Here is a 15,184-nt window from a genome sequence, read left to right on the forward strand (position 1 = left end):
CCGACGCAGGGCTGATCGCGGGCAGCCTGACGACCCACGCTGAGCTCCCAGCTCACCTGGCGTCGCCGGCGGGGGCCTGCGACGGCGGCTCGGGCAGCGGAGCGGGCTCCAGCTCGCGCAACGCCGGCAGCACCTGCTCCGCCAGCGACCGCAGGTAGCGCTCCTGGTCGTGACCCGGCCCGTGCAGGACCAGGTGGTCGAAGCCGAGGTCGGTGTAGGACCTGACCTGGTCCACGACCTCCTCCGGCGTCGACGCCACGATCCAGCGCCGGGCCACCTGCTCGATGGGCAGCGCGTCGGCGGCGGCCTCCATCTCGGCCGGGTCGTGCAACGAGTGCTTCTGCTCGGCGGTGAGGGACAGCGGCGCCCAGAACCGGCAGTTCTCCAGCGCCGCAGCGGGATCCGGGTCGTAGGACAGCTTGATCTCGATCATCCGGTCGATGCTCGAGGGGTCGCGCCCCGCCTTGCCCGCACCTTCGACGACGGCGGGGACGAGCTGGTCGGCATACAGCTCGCGCCCCTTGCCGGAGGTGCAGATGAAGCCGTCGCCCTTGCGGCCGGCATACCGCGCGACCATCGGCCCCCCGGCAGCGACGTAGACGGGCACGGGAGACTCCGGCCGGTCGTAGACCGTCGCGTCCGTCGTCCGGTAGTAGTCACCCTCGTGGGTCACGCGCTCCTCGGTCCACAGGCGGCGCATGAGCTCGACGGCCTCCCGGAGGCGGGCGAAGCGCTCCTTGAACTCCGGCCAGTCCCCGTGGACCGAGCCGACGGCGATCTCGTTGAGCGCCTCGCCCGTGCCGACGCCGAGCACCAGCCGGCCGGGGTGCAGGCACGCCAGCGTCGCGAACGACTGCGCCACCATCGCCGGGTTGTAGCGGAAGGTCGGGGTCATCACCGAGGTGCCGAGCATGATCCGCTCGGTGCGGGCCGCGACGTGCGCGAGCCACGGGATGCTCGACGGGGCATGCCCGCCGAGGTGCCGCCAGGGCTGGAAGTGGTCCGCGATGAACGCGCTGTCGAGACCGAGCTCCTCGGCCAGCACGGCATAGTCCGCGAGCTCGCGCGGCGCGAACTGCTCCGAGGACGCCTTGTACCCGATGCGCAACGTCATGGTTCGTCTCCTTGGTCGGGGGCTCGGAGTCGTCCGGCGACGCCGTCGACCCGGGACGGTCCACCCTAGGGCCGCGGGCTAGGCTCGGGCCATGACCCTGTCGGCCACGGCCCGTGACGTCGATCGCAGCGACCCCGGGCGGCGGGCCTGGGTCGCCCGGGCGATCCGCGCGGTCCAGGCCGACGCCAACCGCTCCGCCGACACGCACCTGCTGCCCGTGCAGCTGCCGCAGGCCTGGGGCATCGAGCTCTACCTCAAGGACGAGTCCACCCATCCCTCCGGCTCGCTCAAGCACCGACTCGCACGGTCGCTGTTCCTCTACGCCCTGTGCAACGGGTGGGTGGGCCCGGACACCCCGATCATCGAGGCGTCGAGCGGCTCCACGGCCGTCAGCGAGGCGTGGTTCGCGCGGCTGCTGGGGCTGGAGTTCATCGCGGTCATGCCGCGCAGCACCAGCCAGACCAAGATCGACCTCATCGAGCGCAACGGCGGGCGGTGCGAGTTCATCGACGACCCCGCGACGCTGTATCCGACGGCGGTCGAGCTCGCCCGGCGGCTCGGCGGCCACTACATGGACCAGTTCACGTATGCCGAGCGCGCGACCGACTGGCGGGGCAACAACAACATCGCGGAGTCCATCTTCGACCAGCTGCGGCTCGAGCCCCACCCCGCCCCCGCCTGGATCGTCACCGCAGCCGGGACCGGCGGCACCTCCGCGACCATCGGCCGACACCTGCGGTATGGCGGCCACCTGACCCGCCTGTGCGTCACGGACCCCGAGAACTCCGCCTTCTCGATCGCCGGGATCCACGTGCTGCGTTCTCGCACAGGGTTGTTCGCCGGCGGATCGACCGGCACCAACCTCTTTGGCGCGCTGAAGCTGGTGTGCGAGATGCGGGCTCGCGGCGAGCACGGGTCCGTCGTGACGCTGCTGTGCGACGGCGGCGGTCGCTACGCCGACAGCTACTACTCGCGAGACTGGTTGTCGCGCAAGGGACTCGACGTCGACCGGTGGGTCCCGACGTTCGAGCGGGCGTGGGACGAGGGTGTCTGGGTCGAGCCTTGAGCGCGCCGCAGGCGCCGTAGGCTGGCCCGCATGGCCTCGCTCCACCAGACCCCCTTCTCCGACAATCCCGTGCGCGCGGTCCTGCTGCTGGGGTGCCGGATCCTCCTCGGGCTCGTGCTGATCGCCCACGGGTGGCAGAAGCTCACGATCATCGGGATCGACGGGGTAGCGGCGCAGATGGCCCGGTCCGGGGTGCCCGTGCCGACGCTCGCCGCGATCGTCGCCGCGACCATCGAGTTCGTGGGCGGGATCTGCATCCTGCTGGGCCTGTTCACCTGGGTGGCGGGCTCGCTCGTGGCCCTGCTGATGGCGGGCGCCTACGCCTTCGTGCACCGCGGCAACGGCGTGCTCGTCGACAACGGCGGGTGGGAGCTCGTGGCAGCCATCGGGGTCGCGGCGCTGCTGCTGGCGCTCACCAGCCCCGGGGACCTGTCGCTCGACCAGGCTCTCTCGGCACCCCACGGCCGACCCCGCCGCCGCGGTCGCCGCTCCTGAGCGCAGCCGGCCCCGGCGCCGGATCGCGGGTGGCGGCGGGGGTTGGCGGCATACCGCCTGGCGTGATGGGCTGGGGCGTATGACGACTGCGCCCGACGCCACCTCCTCCTCCGACCTCCCGCGCCGCGCGCAGGACGTGCAGGCCGCCCTCGACGAGGCCGGCGTCGACGGCCGGGTGCGGGTGGTGGCCACGCCCGCGCGGACGGCGAAGGACGCCGCCGAGCTGGTCGGCTGCGAGGTCGGCGCCATCGCCAACTCGCTGGTGGTCATGGCCGACGGCGCGCCGATCCTGGCGATGACGAGCGGCGCGCACCGGGTGGACTTCGAGGTGCTGGAGCGCGCGCTCGGCGTGGTCGAGGTGCACATGGCCTCCGCCGACGAGGTGCGTTACGCCACCGGGCAGGTCATCGGTGGCGTGGCGCCGGTGGGGCACCCCGCTCCTCTGCAGACGGTCGTGGACGAGGCGCTGCGGCAGCACGAGCAGCTGTGGGCTGCCGGCGGGACGCCGGACACGTTGTTCCCCCTCACCTTCGACGAGCTCGTCCGCATCACGGGCGGCGAGGTCGTGCAGGTCGCCAAAGACTGACGCGGCGTGCACCGCCCGGCCTGGGCGCAGGCTCCTCCAGTCGTCCACCGGCTCCTGAGGCTCCGTGCCCGAGCCTCGCACTCGTCCGACGCCCGCGCGCGCGGTGAGGCAGGATGGGCAGATGCTGACGCTGGACCTCGCCCGCCGCCTCGCGGCCGCGGGCGTGCTGTGGGAGCCGCAGCCGGGCGACCGGTTCGCGATCGACGTCGACACGCTCGCCGACCAGACCTACTGGATCAGCGACCTGACGATCGAGCTGCACCACTACGCGGACCAGTCCGTGCTCGGCTTCAACGGGACGACGGAGTGGGCGCTGGACTCGGTCGGGCTCGACCAGACGGTGTGGCTGCCGCGCGAGGACCAGCTGCGCGTGCTGCTGGGTGACCGGCTGCGGTCGGTGCACCGGGAGCCGGGACTCGCCGAGCAAGGGCCCGTATGGCGTGTCCTCACCAACGACGGGCAGCGGGAACGGCATACGACCAACGGCGACCTCGAGTGCGCCTATGCCGAGGCCCTGCTGGACCTCTGCTGACCGCGACGGGAAGAGTCCCGCCATCGCAGGTGTTGACCTCACGTCCGCTTGACGTCTCGTGGACGCATGAGCACCGTCACCGAGGGAGCCCGTTGAGCACCAGCGTCAGCGCCGCCGCGCGCACCACCACCGCCGGCGACGCCCCGGCCGATCAGGCGCGCGAGGAGGGCATCGTGGCCTCCCTGGCCCGGATCATCCGGTTCACCGCCGAGCTGCGTCCCTACTACCTGGGGGTGGCGGCCTGCGCGATCGTCACCGCGAGCGCCGGGCTGGCGACGCCGTTCCTCGTCGGGCGGGCCACCGACACCATCGTCGACGCGGTCCGCAGCGGGCGGGGCACCGCCGCCTTCCCGACGCTGGGGCTGCTCACGCTGGCGATCCTCGCGGCGGAGCTGGTCAGCACGGTGGTCTCCAACCTCGGCGGCTACACCGGCGACGTCCTCAGCAACCGGATCCGTGCGATCTTGTCGACGCGCTACCTCGACAAGCTGCTGCGGCTGCCGCAGAGCTGGTTCGACGACGAGATGACCGGCACGATCGTGTCGCGGCTCAACCGCTCGATCACCGAGGTCTCCAACTTCGCGAAGTCGCTCGCCAACACCTTCTTCACCATGCTGATCCAGACGGCGGCGGTGCTCGTGATCAGCGCGATCTACTACTGGCCGCTGGCGGTGCTGCTGGCCGTCGTCTTCCCGACCTATGTCTGGCTCACGGGGCTCACGTCCCGCACGTGGCAGCGGCTCGAGGCCGACAAGAACCATCACGTCGACACGGCGGGCGGCCGGTTCGCCGAGGTCGTGGGGCAGATCCGGGTGGTGCGGTCCTTCACCCGCGAGCGGCACGAGCTCGACACCTTCACCGACCACTTCATGCGCACCGACAGCACCACCAAGGAGCAGTCGCGGCACTGGCACACGATGGACGTGATCCGTCGCGGCGTCCTCAACCTGGCCTTCGCGGCGATGTACCTCCTCATCTTCCGGCGGACCCTGGACGGCGGCTTCTCCGTCGGCCAGATGGTGCTGCTGATCCAGCTGATCGCGATGGCCCGCATGCCCGTCGAGATGATGAGCTGGGTCCTCGACGCCTCGCAGCGCGCAGTGGCGGGGTCGCGCGACTACTTCCGCGTCATGGCGGCGACCGAGGTCGAGCACGTGCAGGAGATGCCGGCGCTGCCCTCCCGTCCCGAGGGCGCCCCGGTGCTGGAGTTCGAGGACGTGCGTTTCGGCTACGGCGACGGTCCCGACGTGCTGCGTGACGTCACCTTCGACATACGGCCCGGTGAGCGGGTCGCCCTGGTCAGCGAGTCCGGCGGCGGCAAGACCACCCTGGTCAACCTGCTGCTAGGCCTCTATCCGCTGCGCGGCGGGCAGATCCGCCTCGACGGCGTCGACATCGCCACGCTCCCCCACGACGAGCTGCGCCGTCGGATCTCCCTGGTCTTCCAGGACCCGTCGCTCTTCTCCGACACCGTCGGCGAGAACATCCGCTACGGCCACCCCACCGCGTCCCAGCACGAGGTCGCGCTGGCGGCCGAGCGCGCCAACGCAAGCGTCTTCATCGGCAAGCTGGACGGCGAGTTCGACGCCATGATCGGCGAGCGCGGCCTCAAGCTCTCCGGTGGCCAGAAGCAGCGCATCTCCGTCGCTCGCGCCATGCTCAAGGACGCCTCCGTGCTGGTCCTCGACGAGGCCACCAGCGCGCTCGACACCCGCTCGGAGCGCGCCGTGCAGGAGGGCCTCGTGCAGCTCATGGCGGGACGCACCTCGCTGATCATCGCCCACCGGCTGTCCACCATCGCGGGCGTCGACCGGATCGTGACGATCAAGGACGGTCGGGTCGACGAGATCGGCTCGCCTGCCCAGCTGGCCACCTCTGGTGGGGTGTATGCCGAGCTGCTCGCCATGCAACGCCGCGGTGAGGACTCCTACCTCAACGCGTACCAAGAGGCGAAGTAATCGCGGGAACAGCGCGCCGCCGATCCGCGTTCACCCCAGTGCCACGAGGTTGAGTCGCAGGGACTCAACCCAAGAGATGGAGGTGTTCACCATGGAGGCTCGTACGTTCGACCCGTTCCGCGAGATGGACCGCATCCTCGGCACCGTCAACCGGGGCCCCTCCTCGCCCGTCCTGCCGATGGACCTCTACCGCGACGGTGACCGGTTCGTCGTGGCCGTGGACCTGCCCGGCGTCGACCCCTCCTCGATCGACATCGACGTCGAGGAGCGCACCCTCACCATCCGCGCCGAGCGTCGCAGCAGCGTGTCCGAGGACGCACAGTGGCTCACCCACGAGCGGCCGGTCGGCACGTTCGCCCGCCAGCTGACCCTGGGCTACGGCGTCTCCACCGAGCGGATCGAGGCCGACTACTCCGACGGCGTCCTGACGCTGACGATCCCGGTCGCCGAGGAGGCCAAGCCGCGCAAGATCCAGGTCAGCCACGCCGGCAAAGAGCAGGCCATCACGCCCGGCGCCGCGCCCGACGTCGTGGAGTCCACGACGGAGAAGGACCAGGGCTGAGTCGCCGGCCACGCCCGCGACCTTACGCCCGGAAGGGGTGCTCCCACCATCGGTGGGAGCACCCCTTCCGGGCGTAACGCTGGGGCTTCCCAATCGGGCGAGGCCGGGGGCGTCTCCTGCGTGACCCCCACCCGATCGCCCCGCAATCCGTGCAAGTGCGTGCGTGCGCAGGCAACGAGCCGTTCCTGGACCACGGAATCGGCGACGCTGCGCATCTGGTCGCGGTCCCGTGACGACGAGCTCGACGAAGCCCATGACGCGGATGCTGCCACCGCGGCGCGACGGAGCTGGAGAAGGGACTCGAACCCTCAACCACCTGTTTACAAGACAGGTGCGCTACCGATTGCGCCACTCCAGCGGGATGACGGGGGCGCGGCCGTGCGGCGGGCTCCGTCATACATGCCGTCCGATCCTAGTCGGCGACGCGTGGCGGGCCCTAAACGGGGTCGGGCCGGGGCGGCTGCACACCGCGGCGAGGATGTCTCGCCCTGCAACGTGAGACGGGCGAGGCAGCGGTGCACGCGAGCGTGCGCGGGCATGACTGAGGGCCGGCATCCCCCTCAGAGATGATGCCGGCCCTCGATGTCACGAGCTGGGGCAGGGCGTGCGCGACGCCCCGCGATCAGCGGCGGACGTAGACGCGCACGTAGTAGCGCTTGCCCGAGCGGGTGTAGCGCTTCTTGAGGACGTAACGCTTCTTGGAGACGTAGCGCTTCTTCTTGACGACGCGCTTCTTGACGACCTTCTTCTTCACGGCCTTGCGGACCGTGGAGCGGGAGGCTGGAGCGGCGGCGCCACCGCGGGTCAGGCCGGCGCGGCGGGAGCAGACGGGCCACGCACCCGGGCCCTGGCCGGCGAGGACGCGCTCGGCGATGGCGATCTGCTGGGCCTTGGAGGCGCGGTTGGCGGTGGGGGCGTAGGCGCCGCCACCGTAGGCGAGCCACGTGGAGCGGGTGAACTGCAGACCGCCGTAGAAGCCGTTGCCGGTGGCGATGGACCAGTTGCCGCCGGACTCGCAGGCCGCGACGCGGTCCCAGGTGCCGACAGAAGCCGCGTTGGCGGTGCCGGCGGTGGCGAAGCCGCCACCGAGCGCCAGGGCGGCGGTCGTCAGACCGACGGTGGCGATACGCTTGGAGGTGCGCTTGGGCGCGGCCGAATGACGGGGGGTGTAACGCATGGTGGGGGGAGATCCTCTCCTGACGACGCCTGTGAAGTGAGCTGTCGGGTTCGGGCGGTCAGGTGCCCGGCCGCTGCTGCGGCTTCACCCCAAGACCCGCGGGGCGGGTCGAAGTGGGTCCTCCACTGTCATCCTGCGCCCGGACCAGGTGTGTCCGGCGGGGGTGCCCTCTGGATGACGCTCGGCGTAGGGGGCATGCGCTGCTGAAATTTCGGGGGTATGGAGTTGTGCCCGAGGCGGAGACGGTCTCTCCGCGACAAGCCGCCGGCCCCCGGGGGGCAGCGGCGATGTCAGAGGAGACTCTAGGGCCCGTTATCGGTTTGAGACAAACCACAGGTTCGGCTCAGGCTGGCAACAAGGTTGCTCTCAGTGACGAAGGGCCGCCGGGACGGCCCACCCAGGAGGGAGTTGTCCCGATGTTTCCGCTACGTACCGTATGGGTTTGTGGGATACCTCACGTCGCGCCCGACAGCGTGTCGTTTCGCGTCAGAACCCACACGTTCGGACGCGGACAGCCGTGTGGGGGCCGACCCGTTTCGGGTCGACCCCCACACGTGAGCTGGTGCTCAGAGAGGCGTGGTTCAGCTGGCGGGCGCCATGAGCTTGGCCCAGGTGACCGGGCCGGGGTAGCCGCTCACGTCGGAGCCGGTCCAGCCGAGGGACTTCTGGAAGGCGGCGACGGCGGCCTTGTCGGCCGAGGTGAACGTCGGGCCGGCACCGACCTTGTAGAAGCTGCCGAAGCCGTGCGCCTGCAGACGCTTGCCGAGCAGGGTGACCGCGGAGTCCTGGTGGCCCAGCACGAACGCGCCGGCACCGGGGTAGGACGACACGGAGGTCTGCGAGGAGGCGCGCTTGGTCGCACGCTTCGGCGCGGCCTGCTCCGCAACCTTGGTGGAGGAGGTGGAGCGCTTGGTGCTGCGCGGCTCGGAGGACGACACGGCCTTGCGCTCGGTGGAGCGGGAGGCACGAGCCTGGGTGGCCGAGCTGCTGTCGGCACCGCCGCTGCCGCGGGTCAGACCCGCCTTGCGGGAGCAGACGGGCCAGGCGCCGGGGCCCTGGCCGGCCAGGACGCGCTTGGCGACCCGGATCTGCTCGGACTTGGAGGCGCCGGCCGCCGAGCCGCTGCCGCCGTAGGCGCGCCAGGTGCTCGGCGTGAACTGCAGGCCACCGTGGTAGCCGTTGCCGGTGCTGATCGACCAGTTGCCGCCGGACTCGCAGGCGGCGACGCGGTCCCACACGCTGTCGTCGGCGTGGGCGGTGCCGGTGGCGGCGATGCCGCCGCCGACGGTGAGGGCCGCGGTGGCGAGGCCCGTCGTGGCCCAGCGGGCGGTGCGACGGGTCGAGGAGATGGCGTGACGAGGTGCGTAGCGCACAGAGATCCTTTCCTGACGACGCCTGTGAAGTGAGCTGTCGGGTTCGGACGGTCAGGTGTCCGGCCGCAGATGCGGCTTCACCCCAAGGCCTGCTCGCGCAGACCGCCACGAGCCGCTCTCGCGAGTCGTGAGTGGGTCCTCCACCAGCACCCCAGGACCCGGACGAGAGGTGGTGTCCGGCGACGATGCCCGTCGGGTGCTGCTCGGCGCAGCGGGCATGTCCTGCATGTGAATTCGGGTCTATCCAGTTGTGCCCCGAGACGGGGGGAGACCCCCGTGACACACCTCGACCAGCCCCAGGGGGCGTGGGCCGACGGCGCTCGACGACCATAGGCAGGTCCTCGGCCCGATCCCAAACCGAGCCCCCCGCCCCGGCGTGTTCAACCCCCACCTGGTGGATCGACGGGGGCGCTCCTCCACCTCACCTGGACGTCCCGCGGCGACCACGGCCTCAGAACTGCCAGCCGAGGGAGCGTCCCGTCACCGGGTCCTGCTGCAGCGGCCACCACACCGGCACGCCGTGCCGCAGCAGCGCCCACAGCCCCAGCCCCAGGACCAGGGCCACGAGCAGGGCCGTCACGACCTCTCGGGTGAGCTGGCCCGGCGTCAGGCCGCGCATCAGCATCCGCGAGCCACGCCGCAGCGAGATGCCGCCCGCACCCCACCAGCAGGTCCAGCACCCGACGAGCGCGCCGACTGCGATGGGGACGGCCCCGGTGGGCGCCTGGCGGACGCCGAGCAGGGAGCTGCCGAGGGACACCGCGAACATCACGGCCACGGTCACCAGCAGGCCCAGCAGCCCCGTGGCGATCGTGCTCACCGTCGCGGCCAGCAGCTGGAAGGGGCTGCGCGCCACCGCCACCGCCAGGTCGGTGCCACGCGCCCCGCCCGCCTCGTGGCGTCGCAGCACGGTGGCCGTGACCGAGCGGTCGACCGTGCGGGCGAGGACCGACCAGCCGAGGGCCACGCCGACGGCGATCATCGGCCACGTCGCGGCGAGCGCGGCGACGGCCCCGGTGAGGCCGATCAGCTGGGCCGTGCGGGCCGGCTTGCCGACGCGGGGGTCTCCGACCGGCCCCACCGGCTGCTCGTCCCTGCGGGACTCCACGCCGTATGCCGGTCCCCCGGCGCCAGGCGGTGTCGCCGCGGCAGCGGGAGGGACGGAGGAGGCGTAGGGACGGATCCGCGCGTAGGGCGAGGCCCCGGCAGCACTCGCGCCGCCACCCGACGGGATCGCGGGCATGACCCGTGTCGATCCCTGGCGGGGACGCTGCTGCCGGGCGAGCTCCGTCCGGGCGGCGAGGGACTCGGTGGGTGGAGCGATCGACTGCGTGACGGCGGGGAGCACCTCGGTGCGCCCGCTCGGACCGGTCGCCAGGTGCGGGGCCTCGCCGTGGGCGAGCTGCTCGAGCGCCGCGAGCACCGTGCCCGCCGAGGGCCGCTGGGCGGGGTCGGGCGTGAGCGCGGCGGCCAGCAGCGGGCGCATGCGAGCGTCCACCCCGGTGAGGTCGTGCTGCCCGGATCGCACGCGGTCGAGGATGACGTCGACGCGCCCGCGACCGAACGGTGGGGCGCCGGTGGCGGCATACGCGAGGGTGGACGCCCAGCCCCACCAGTCCGTGGCCTCGGTGACCGGCGCTCCCGAGAGGACCTCCGGGGACAGGTAGCCCGGCGTCCCCATGACGAGCCCGGTGCTGGTGAGGCGCACGTCGTCGGCGACGTGCGCGATGCCGAAGTCGATGACGACCGGGTCGTCGTCGACGACCAGGACGTTGCCGGGCTTGAGGTCGCGGTGCACCACGCCCGCGGCGTGGATGGCGCCCAGGGCATCGTGCAGCCCGCGCGCCAGGCGCAGCAGCGCCTCGCCGCGGAACGGACCGTGGGTCGTGACGTAGTCGTCCAGCGGCGGGCCCGGCGCGTAGCGCGTCACGATGTAGGGCCGCTCCCCCTCGGGGTCGGCGTCGAGCACCGCCGCGACGCGGGGGTGCTGGACACGCTCCAGGGTCGCGACCTCGCGCGCCAGCCGGGCCCGGGCGTCCGGGTCACCGGCGATGTGCGGGCGCAGCGCCTTGATCGCCACGGCTCGGCCCGCACGGTCCAGGCCGAGATAGACGACACCCATCCCGCCCTCCCCCAGCAGACCGGCCAGGCGATAGGGGCCGAGGGTGTCGTAGGCCGCGGGCAGCCCGGCGGGCGGCGTGGTCGACGACGTGCTCATGCCCTCCACGGTACGTGCTCGCCGTGGGACGTCGCTGGGACCACCGCCGCCCGGAGGGTGACGATCCGGCCACTGCCGGCCGGGCCGGCGCGTGCCGGCTACTGGTTGATGTAGCCGACCAGGTGGTCGCGCTCGTCCTGCAGCTGGCTGATGCGGTGCTTGACCACGTCGCCGATGGTCACGATGGCCGCGAGGCGACCGTCCTCGAGGACCGGGACGTGTCGGATGCGCCGCTCGGTCATGGACCCGGCGAGGTCCTCGATCTCGTCGCCGAAGGAGCAGGTGTGCACCTCGACGGTCATGATCGTGGAGACCGGCTCCTCCAGGACCGCGGCCCCGGACCGGCCGAGGTGCCGCACCACGTCCCGCTCGCTGACGATGCCGGCGACGCTCGAGCCGTCGTTGCTCACGACGACCGCGCCGATGTTGTGGTCGGCGAGCACGCTGAGGAGCTCACCGACGGTGGCCTCCGGTCGCACGGTGACGACGTCGGAGCCCTTGGACCTGACCACGTCGGAGATCTTCATGTCGAGACCCTAGGCCCCCGCCCCCGCGCGCGCCAGAGGTGCCCCCGCCTAGAGTGGCAGTGCGCCGGGTACGTGCAGGACCGGCGGGCCCGTCGGCCCGTCATACGACACCGGCCCGGACGTCAGGATGCCCAGGCGCACCGCGACGACCAGGGCGACACCAGAGGAGCTGATCGCACCATGGCGGACACCGCCGTACGGTACGACTTCGTCATCGCCGCCAACCGCCTCCCCGTGGACCGGGTGGTCGGCGAGGACGGACAGGTCGAGTGGCACCGCAGCCCGGGAGGTCTGGTCACGGCGATGGAGTCCGTGATGAGCGGCCGCGACGGGGTCTGGGTGGGCTGGGCCGGAGAGCCCGGCGAGGCGCCGGAGCCGTTCGACGAGGCCGGCATGCGCCTGCACCCCGTTCCCCTGTCCGAGGACGAGATCGAGGGCTACTACGAGGGATTCTGCAACGACACGCTGTGGCCGATCTACCACGACGTGATCGTGCCCGCCCAGTTCCACCGCAAGTGGTGGAACCAGTACCGCGAGGTCAACGAGCGCTTCGCGAGGACCCTCGCCGAGGTCGCCGAGCAGGGCGCGACCGTGTGGGTGCACGACTACCAGCTGCAGCTCGTGCCGGCCTTCCTGCGGCAGCTGCGGCCCGACCTGCGGATAGGCTGGTTCGACCACATCCCCTTCCCCCCGGTCGAGCTCTTCGGCCAGCTCCCGTGGCGCCAGGGGATCCTCGAGGGGCTGCTCGGGGCGGACTTCCTCGGCTTCCAGCGGCCCGGCGACGCCGAGAACTTCCTGCGGGCCTGCCGCAGATACCTCGGTATGACGGTCAAGGGCGACGTCATCCACGTCGGCAAGGCGACCGGCGGGCACGACGTCCGCGCCGCCGCCGTGCCGATCTCGGTGGACTTCGCGAGCATGGACGAGCTGTCCCGTCGACCCGAGGTCAAGAAGCGCGCCAAGGAGATTCGCGAGTCCCTGGGCAACCCCAGCGCGCTGCTGCTCGGCATCGACCGGCTCGACTACACCAAGGGGATCCGGCACCGGCTGAAGGCCTACGAGGAGCTGCTCAAGGACGGCTCGCTCGACGGCGCCGACACGACCTTCATCCAGATCGCGACGCCGAGCCGCGAGCGCATCGACGCCTACATCGACCTGCGCGAGCACGTCGAGGGTGCGGTGGGACGGATCAACGGCAACTACTCGGCCATCGGCTCCCCCGCCATGGAGTACCTCCACCAGGGCTACGGGCGGGAGGAGCTCGCCGCGCTCTTCCTCGCCGCCGACGTCATGGTCGTGACGCCGCTGCGCGACGGCATGAACCTCGTGGCCAAGGAGTACATCGCGTGCCGCCACGACAACGGCGGGGCGCTGCTGCTGTCGGAGTTCACCGGCGCCGCCGAGGAGCTGCGGGAGGCCTTCATGGTCAACCCGCACGACATCATCGGCCTCAAGCGCACGATCATGGACGCCATCAACGCCTCTCCCCAGGAGCGCTCGCGGCGCATGCGGGCCCTGCGCCGCCGGGTCCGTCGCCACGACGTGCAGCACTGGGCCCAGGCCTTCCTCGCCGCGCTGGAGGCCGCACCCGACAAGCCGTCGCGCCAGGGGCAGCAGACCACGCGCGACGCCGAGCGCCGCTCGCAGGAGGACTGATGGACGACGCCCTGCGCTCCGCGATCGACGAGATCGCCTCGCGCGCAACGATCGTCGTGGCGACGGACTTCGACGGCGTCCTGTCGCCGCTGGTCGAGGACCCCATGGCGGCGCGACCCCTCCCCGGCACGATCGAGGCGCTGCGCGCACTGTCCCGTATGCCGGGAACCACCGTGGCCGCCGTGTCCGGGCGGGACCTCGAGACGCTTGGGGCCCTGACTGGCCTCGCCGACCTCGGCGACGACGAGCACGTGGTCCTGGTCGGGAGCCACGGCGCGCAGACCTCACGACCCGAGGCCGGCGCCGAGGGCCTGAGCGAGGCGCAGCGCCTCGACCTGCGCTCCCTCGACGAGTCTCTGTCCGCCATCGTCGAGGCCCACCCCGGCACGCGCATCGAGCGCAAGCCGGCGGCCGTGGTCCTGCACACGCGCGGCGTCGACCAGGCCGTCGCCGACGCGGCCACCGCCGCCACGGTGGCCATGGCGGCCCAGCACTCCAAGGCCCACGTCATGCCGGGCAAGTGCGTGGTGGAGCTGTCGGTCGTGGACAGCGACAAGGGTTCTGCGCTGGTCGATCTCGCGGCGTGGTGCGGCGCTGACGCGGTCTACTACGCCGGGGACGACGTCACGGACGAGCGGGCCTTCGCCCGGCTCGGCGACGACGACCTGACGGTCAAGGTCGGCGAGGGCGACACCGTGGCCCGGCACCGCGTGGCCTCGCCCGAGGAGGCCGCCGAGGTCTTGGAGGCGTTGGTCGAGGCGCGGGCCCGGCATACGGCCTGAGCAGTCCCCACACCCCCTCCCCCAAGGTCGTGCGGGTGTCCTCCACCATCCTTGGAGCAGACCCTCACGATCCTGGTGACGGGTGGGCGGCTCGACGGCCCCCGGACGCGCCCCCGGCCGCCGCGGGCGCCGGAGCGGTGGAGGCGCGGACCACGAGCTCGGGCTGAAAGAGGTACTCCGTGCGCGGCACGGGGTTGCCGGCGATCTCGTCGAGCAGGGACCGCACGGCCGCCTCCCCCATCGCGACCACGGCCTGGTGCACGGTGGTGAGCGGCGGGTTGGTGAACGCCATGAGCGCGGAGTCGTCGTAGCCGATCACCGACACGTCCTCGGGCACGCGCAGCCCCCGGGCCCGCGCCGCACGGATCGCCCCCAGCGCCATCAGGTCCGAGCCGCACACGATCGCCGTGCAGCCCTTGCCGATCAGCCGGGTCGCCGCGGACGCGCCGCCCTCGACGCTGAACAACGTGGTCTCGATGAGGGAGTCGACGTCGGTGCGCCCCAGCTGACGCGCCATCACCGCCCGGTAGCCCTCGATCTTGCGGATCACGGGGACGTACCGCTCCGGGCCCACGGCGAGGCCGATCTCGGTGTGCCCCAGCTGGATCAGGTGCGTCAGCGACAGCTCCATGGACGCCGCGTCGTCGTTGGACAGGAACGGCGCGTCGATCCCCGGGTAGTAGCCGTTGACCAGGACGAGGGGCAGCCCCGCGTCGCGCAGCCGTTGGTAGCGGTCGGGGCTCGTCGTCGTGTCGGCGTGCTGACCGCTCACCACGATCATCCCGGCGACGCCGCGCTCGAGCAGCATGTCGGTGTAGTCGTCCTCGTGCATCCCGCCCGGTGTCTGCGTGCACAGCACGGGGGTGTAGCCGTGCACCGCGAGCGCGGTCTCGATGATCTGCGCGAGCACGGGAAAGATCGGGTTGTCGAGCTCGGGGACGATCAGCCCGACCAGCCCCGCGGTCTTGCGCCGCAGCTGCAGCGGCCGCTCGTAGCCGAGCACGTCCAGCGCCGTAAGGACCGACTGCCGCGTGGCCTCCGCGACGTTCGGCTTGTTGTTGAGGACACGGCTGACCGTCGCCTCGCTCACCTTGGCGTGAGCCGCGATGTCCACCAGGCGTGGTGGTCGCATGTGATC

The 15,184-nt window shown here is 71.9% G+C and carries 14 protein-coding genes, 1 tRNA gene and 2 riboswitches; of the genes, 8 read left to right on the forward strand and 7 right to left on the reverse strand.

Features of this window, described 5'->3' with window-relative positions; translation table 11 throughout:
* Nucleotides 1-52 precede the first annotated feature (52 nt).
* Nucleotides 53-1,114, reverse strand: coding sequence for a glucose-6-phosphate dehydrogenase (coenzyme-F420) (fgd, locus tag GGG17_RS03105; protein WP_154592321.1), 1,062 nt, complete (start codon nucleotides 1,112-1,114; stop codon nucleotides 53-55).
* Between the two features lie 91 nt (nucleotides 1,115-1,205).
* Between fgd and GGG17_RS03110 the strand changes: the two genes are divergently transcribed.
* The 6 genes from GGG17_RS03110 (at nucleotide 1,206) to GGG17_RS03135 (ending at nucleotide 6,313) form a co-directional block, all read left to right on the forward strand.
* Nucleotides 1,206-2,180, forward strand: a complete 975-nt coding sequence (locus tag GGG17_RS03110; protein ID WP_154592322.1) for a PLP-dependent cysteine synthase family protein — start codon at nucleotides 1,206-1,208, stop codon at nucleotides 2,178-2,180.
* Nucleotides 2,181-2,210: 30 nt separating this feature from the next.
* The gene (locus tag GGG17_RS03115; RefSeq protein WP_154592323.1) at nucleotides 2,211-2,675 is read left to right on the forward strand and encodes a DoxX family protein; all 465 of its coding nucleotides are present in this window, start codon (nucleotides 2,211-2,213) and stop codon (nucleotides 2,673-2,675) included.
* Nucleotides 2,676-2,754: 79 nt separating this feature from the next.
* Nucleotides 2,755-3,261, forward strand: a complete 507-nt coding sequence (locus GGG17_RS03120; RefSeq protein ID WP_154592324.1) for a YbaK/EbsC family protein — start codon at nucleotides 2,755-2,757, stop codon at nucleotides 3,259-3,261.
* A 121-nt stretch (nucleotides 3,262-3,382) separates the two neighbouring features.
* Complete coding sequence (locus tag GGG17_RS03125; protein WP_154592325.1) at nucleotides 3,383-3,793, forward strand: hypothetical protein; 411 nt, start codon at nucleotides 3,383-3,385, stop codon at nucleotides 3,791-3,793.
* 173 nt (nucleotides 3,794-3,966) lie between these two features.
* Nucleotides 3,967-5,751 carry an ABC transporter ATP-binding protein gene (locus tag GGG17_RS03130; protein WP_311966392.1) on the forward strand — a complete coding sequence of 595 codons (1,785 nt, stop codon included), beginning with the start codon at nucleotides 3,967-3,969 and terminating at the stop codon, nucleotides 5,749-5,751.
* Nucleotides 5,752-5,842: 91 nt separating this feature from the next.
* The gene (locus tag GGG17_RS03135) at nucleotides 5,843-6,313 is read left to right on the forward strand and encodes an Hsp20/alpha crystallin family protein (protein WP_154592327.1); all 471 of its coding nucleotides are present in this window, start codon (nucleotides 5,843-5,845) and stop codon (nucleotides 6,311-6,313) included.
* 285 nt (nucleotides 6,314-6,598) lie between these two features.
* Here GGG17_RS03135 and GGG17_RS03140 read toward each other — a convergent pair.
* The 5 genes from GGG17_RS03140 to GGG17_RS03160 all read right to left on the reverse strand — a co-directional run bounded on the left by GGG17_RS03140 (nucleotide 6,599) and on the right by GGG17_RS03160 (nucleotide 11,608).
* Nucleotides 6,599-6,671, reverse strand: a tRNA-Thr gene (locus GGG17_RS03140).
* A 264-nt stretch (nucleotides 6,672-6,935) separates the two neighbouring features.
* Nucleotides 6,936-7,490, reverse strand: coding sequence for a transglycosylase family protein (locus tag GGG17_RS03145; RefSeq protein ID WP_154592328.1), 555 nt, complete (start codon nucleotides 7,488-7,490; stop codon nucleotides 6,936-6,938).
* A gap of 11 nt (nucleotides 7,491-7,501) precedes the next feature.
* Nucleotides 7,502-7,638: riboswitch (cyclic di-AMP (ydaO/yuaA leader) on the reverse strand.
* Nucleotides 7,639-8,071: 433 nt separating this feature from the next.
* A complete protein-coding gene (locus GGG17_RS16820; protein ID WP_195849093.1) occupies nucleotides 8,072-8,863 on the reverse strand; it encodes a transglycosylase family protein in 792 nt (263 codons plus the stop codon).
* Between the two features lie 4 nt (nucleotides 8,864-8,867).
* Nucleotides 8,868-9,055, reverse strand: a riboswitch (cyclic di-AMP (ydaO/yuaA leader).
* A 259-nt stretch (nucleotides 9,056-9,314) separates the two neighbouring features.
* Complete coding sequence (locus GGG17_RS03155) at nucleotides 9,315-11,081, reverse strand: serine/threonine-protein kinase (RefSeq protein ID WP_154592329.1); 1,767 nt, start codon at nucleotides 11,079-11,081, stop codon at nucleotides 9,315-9,317.
* Nucleotides 11,082-11,179: 98 nt separating this feature from the next.
* Entirely contained in the window at nucleotides 11,180-11,608 is a 429-nt protein-coding gene (locus tag GGG17_RS03160; protein WP_154592330.1) for a CBS domain-containing protein, read from the reverse strand.
* 180 nt (nucleotides 11,609-11,788) lie between these two features.
* Between GGG17_RS03160 and GGG17_RS03165 the strand changes: the two genes are divergently transcribed.
* Complete coding sequence (locus tag GGG17_RS03165; protein ID WP_154592331.1) at nucleotides 11,789-13,264, forward strand: alpha,alpha-trehalose-phosphate synthase (UDP-forming); 1,476 nt, start codon at nucleotides 11,789-11,791, stop codon at nucleotides 13,262-13,264.
* Nucleotides 13,264-14,046 (forward strand): trehalose-phosphatase, encoded by a 783-nt coding sequence (otsB, locus tag GGG17_RS03170; protein ID WP_154592332.1) that lies wholly within the window; start codon nucleotides 13,264-13,266, stop codon nucleotides 14,044-14,046. The genes GGG17_RS03165 and otsB overlap by 1 nt, the downstream gene beginning before the upstream one ends.
* Nucleotides 14,047-14,110: 64 nt before the next feature.
* On the opposite strand, the gene GGG17_RS03175 is transcribed toward otsB, so the two are convergent.
* Nucleotides 14,111-15,178 (reverse strand): LacI family DNA-binding transcriptional regulator, encoded by a 1,068-nt coding sequence (locus tag GGG17_RS03175; protein WP_154592333.1) that lies wholly within the window; start codon nucleotides 15,176-15,178, stop codon nucleotides 14,111-14,113.
* Between the last annotated feature and the right edge of the window lie 6 nt (nucleotides 15,179-15,184).

The organism is Arsenicicoccus cauae (assembly GCF_009707125.1).
GTDB lineage: Bacteria > Actinomycetota > Actinomycetes > Actinomycetales > Dermatophilaceae > Arsenicicoccus > Arsenicicoccus cauae.

Bases quoted from the DNA above. Each gene is read 5' to 3' on its own strand.
- fgd (WP_154592321.1), bottom strand. From the start codon at position 1,114: ATGACGTTGCGCATCGGGTACAAGGCGTCCTCGGAGCAGTTCGCGCCG.
- GGG17_RS03110 (WP_154592322.1), top strand. From the start codon at position 1,206: ATGACCCTGTCGGCCACGGCCCGTGACGTCGATCGCAGCGACCCCGGG.
- GGG17_RS03115 (WP_154592323.1), top strand. From the start codon at position 2,211: ATGGCCTCGCTCCACCAGACCCCCTTCTCCGACAATCCCGTGCGCGCG.
- GGG17_RS03120 (WP_154592324.1), top strand. From the start codon at position 2,755: ATGACGACTGCGCCCGACGCCACCTCCTCCTCCGACCTCCCGCGCCGC.
- GGG17_RS03125 (WP_154592325.1), top strand. From the start codon at position 3,383: ATGCTGACGCTGGACCTCGCCCGCCGCCTCGCGGCCGCGGGCGTGCTG.
- GGG17_RS03135 (WP_154592327.1), top strand. From the start codon at position 5,843: ATGGAGGCTCGTACGTTCGACCCGTTCCGCGAGATGGACCGCATCCTC.
- GGG17_RS03145 (WP_154592328.1), bottom strand. From the start codon at position 7,490: ATGCGTTACACCCCCCGTCATTCGGCCGCGCCCAAGCGCACCTCCAAG.
- GGG17_RS03155 (WP_154592329.1), bottom strand. From the start codon at position 11,081: ATGAGCACGTCGTCGACCACGCCGCCCGCCGGGCTGCCCGCGGCCTAC.
- GGG17_RS03160 (WP_154592330.1), bottom strand. From the start codon at position 11,608: ATGAAGATCTCCGACGTGGTCAGGTCCAAGGGCTCCGACGTCGTCACC.
- GGG17_RS03165 (WP_154592331.1), top strand. From the start codon at position 11,789: ATGGCGGACACCGCCGTACGGTACGACTTCGTCATCGCCGCCAACCGC.
- otsB (WP_154592332.1), top strand. From the start codon at position 13,264: ATGGACGACGCCCTGCGCTCCGCGATCGACGAGATCGCCTCGCGCGCA.
- GGG17_RS03175 (WP_154592333.1), bottom strand. From the start codon at position 15,178: ATGCGACCACCACGCCTGGTGGACATCGCGGCTCACGCCAAGGTGAGC.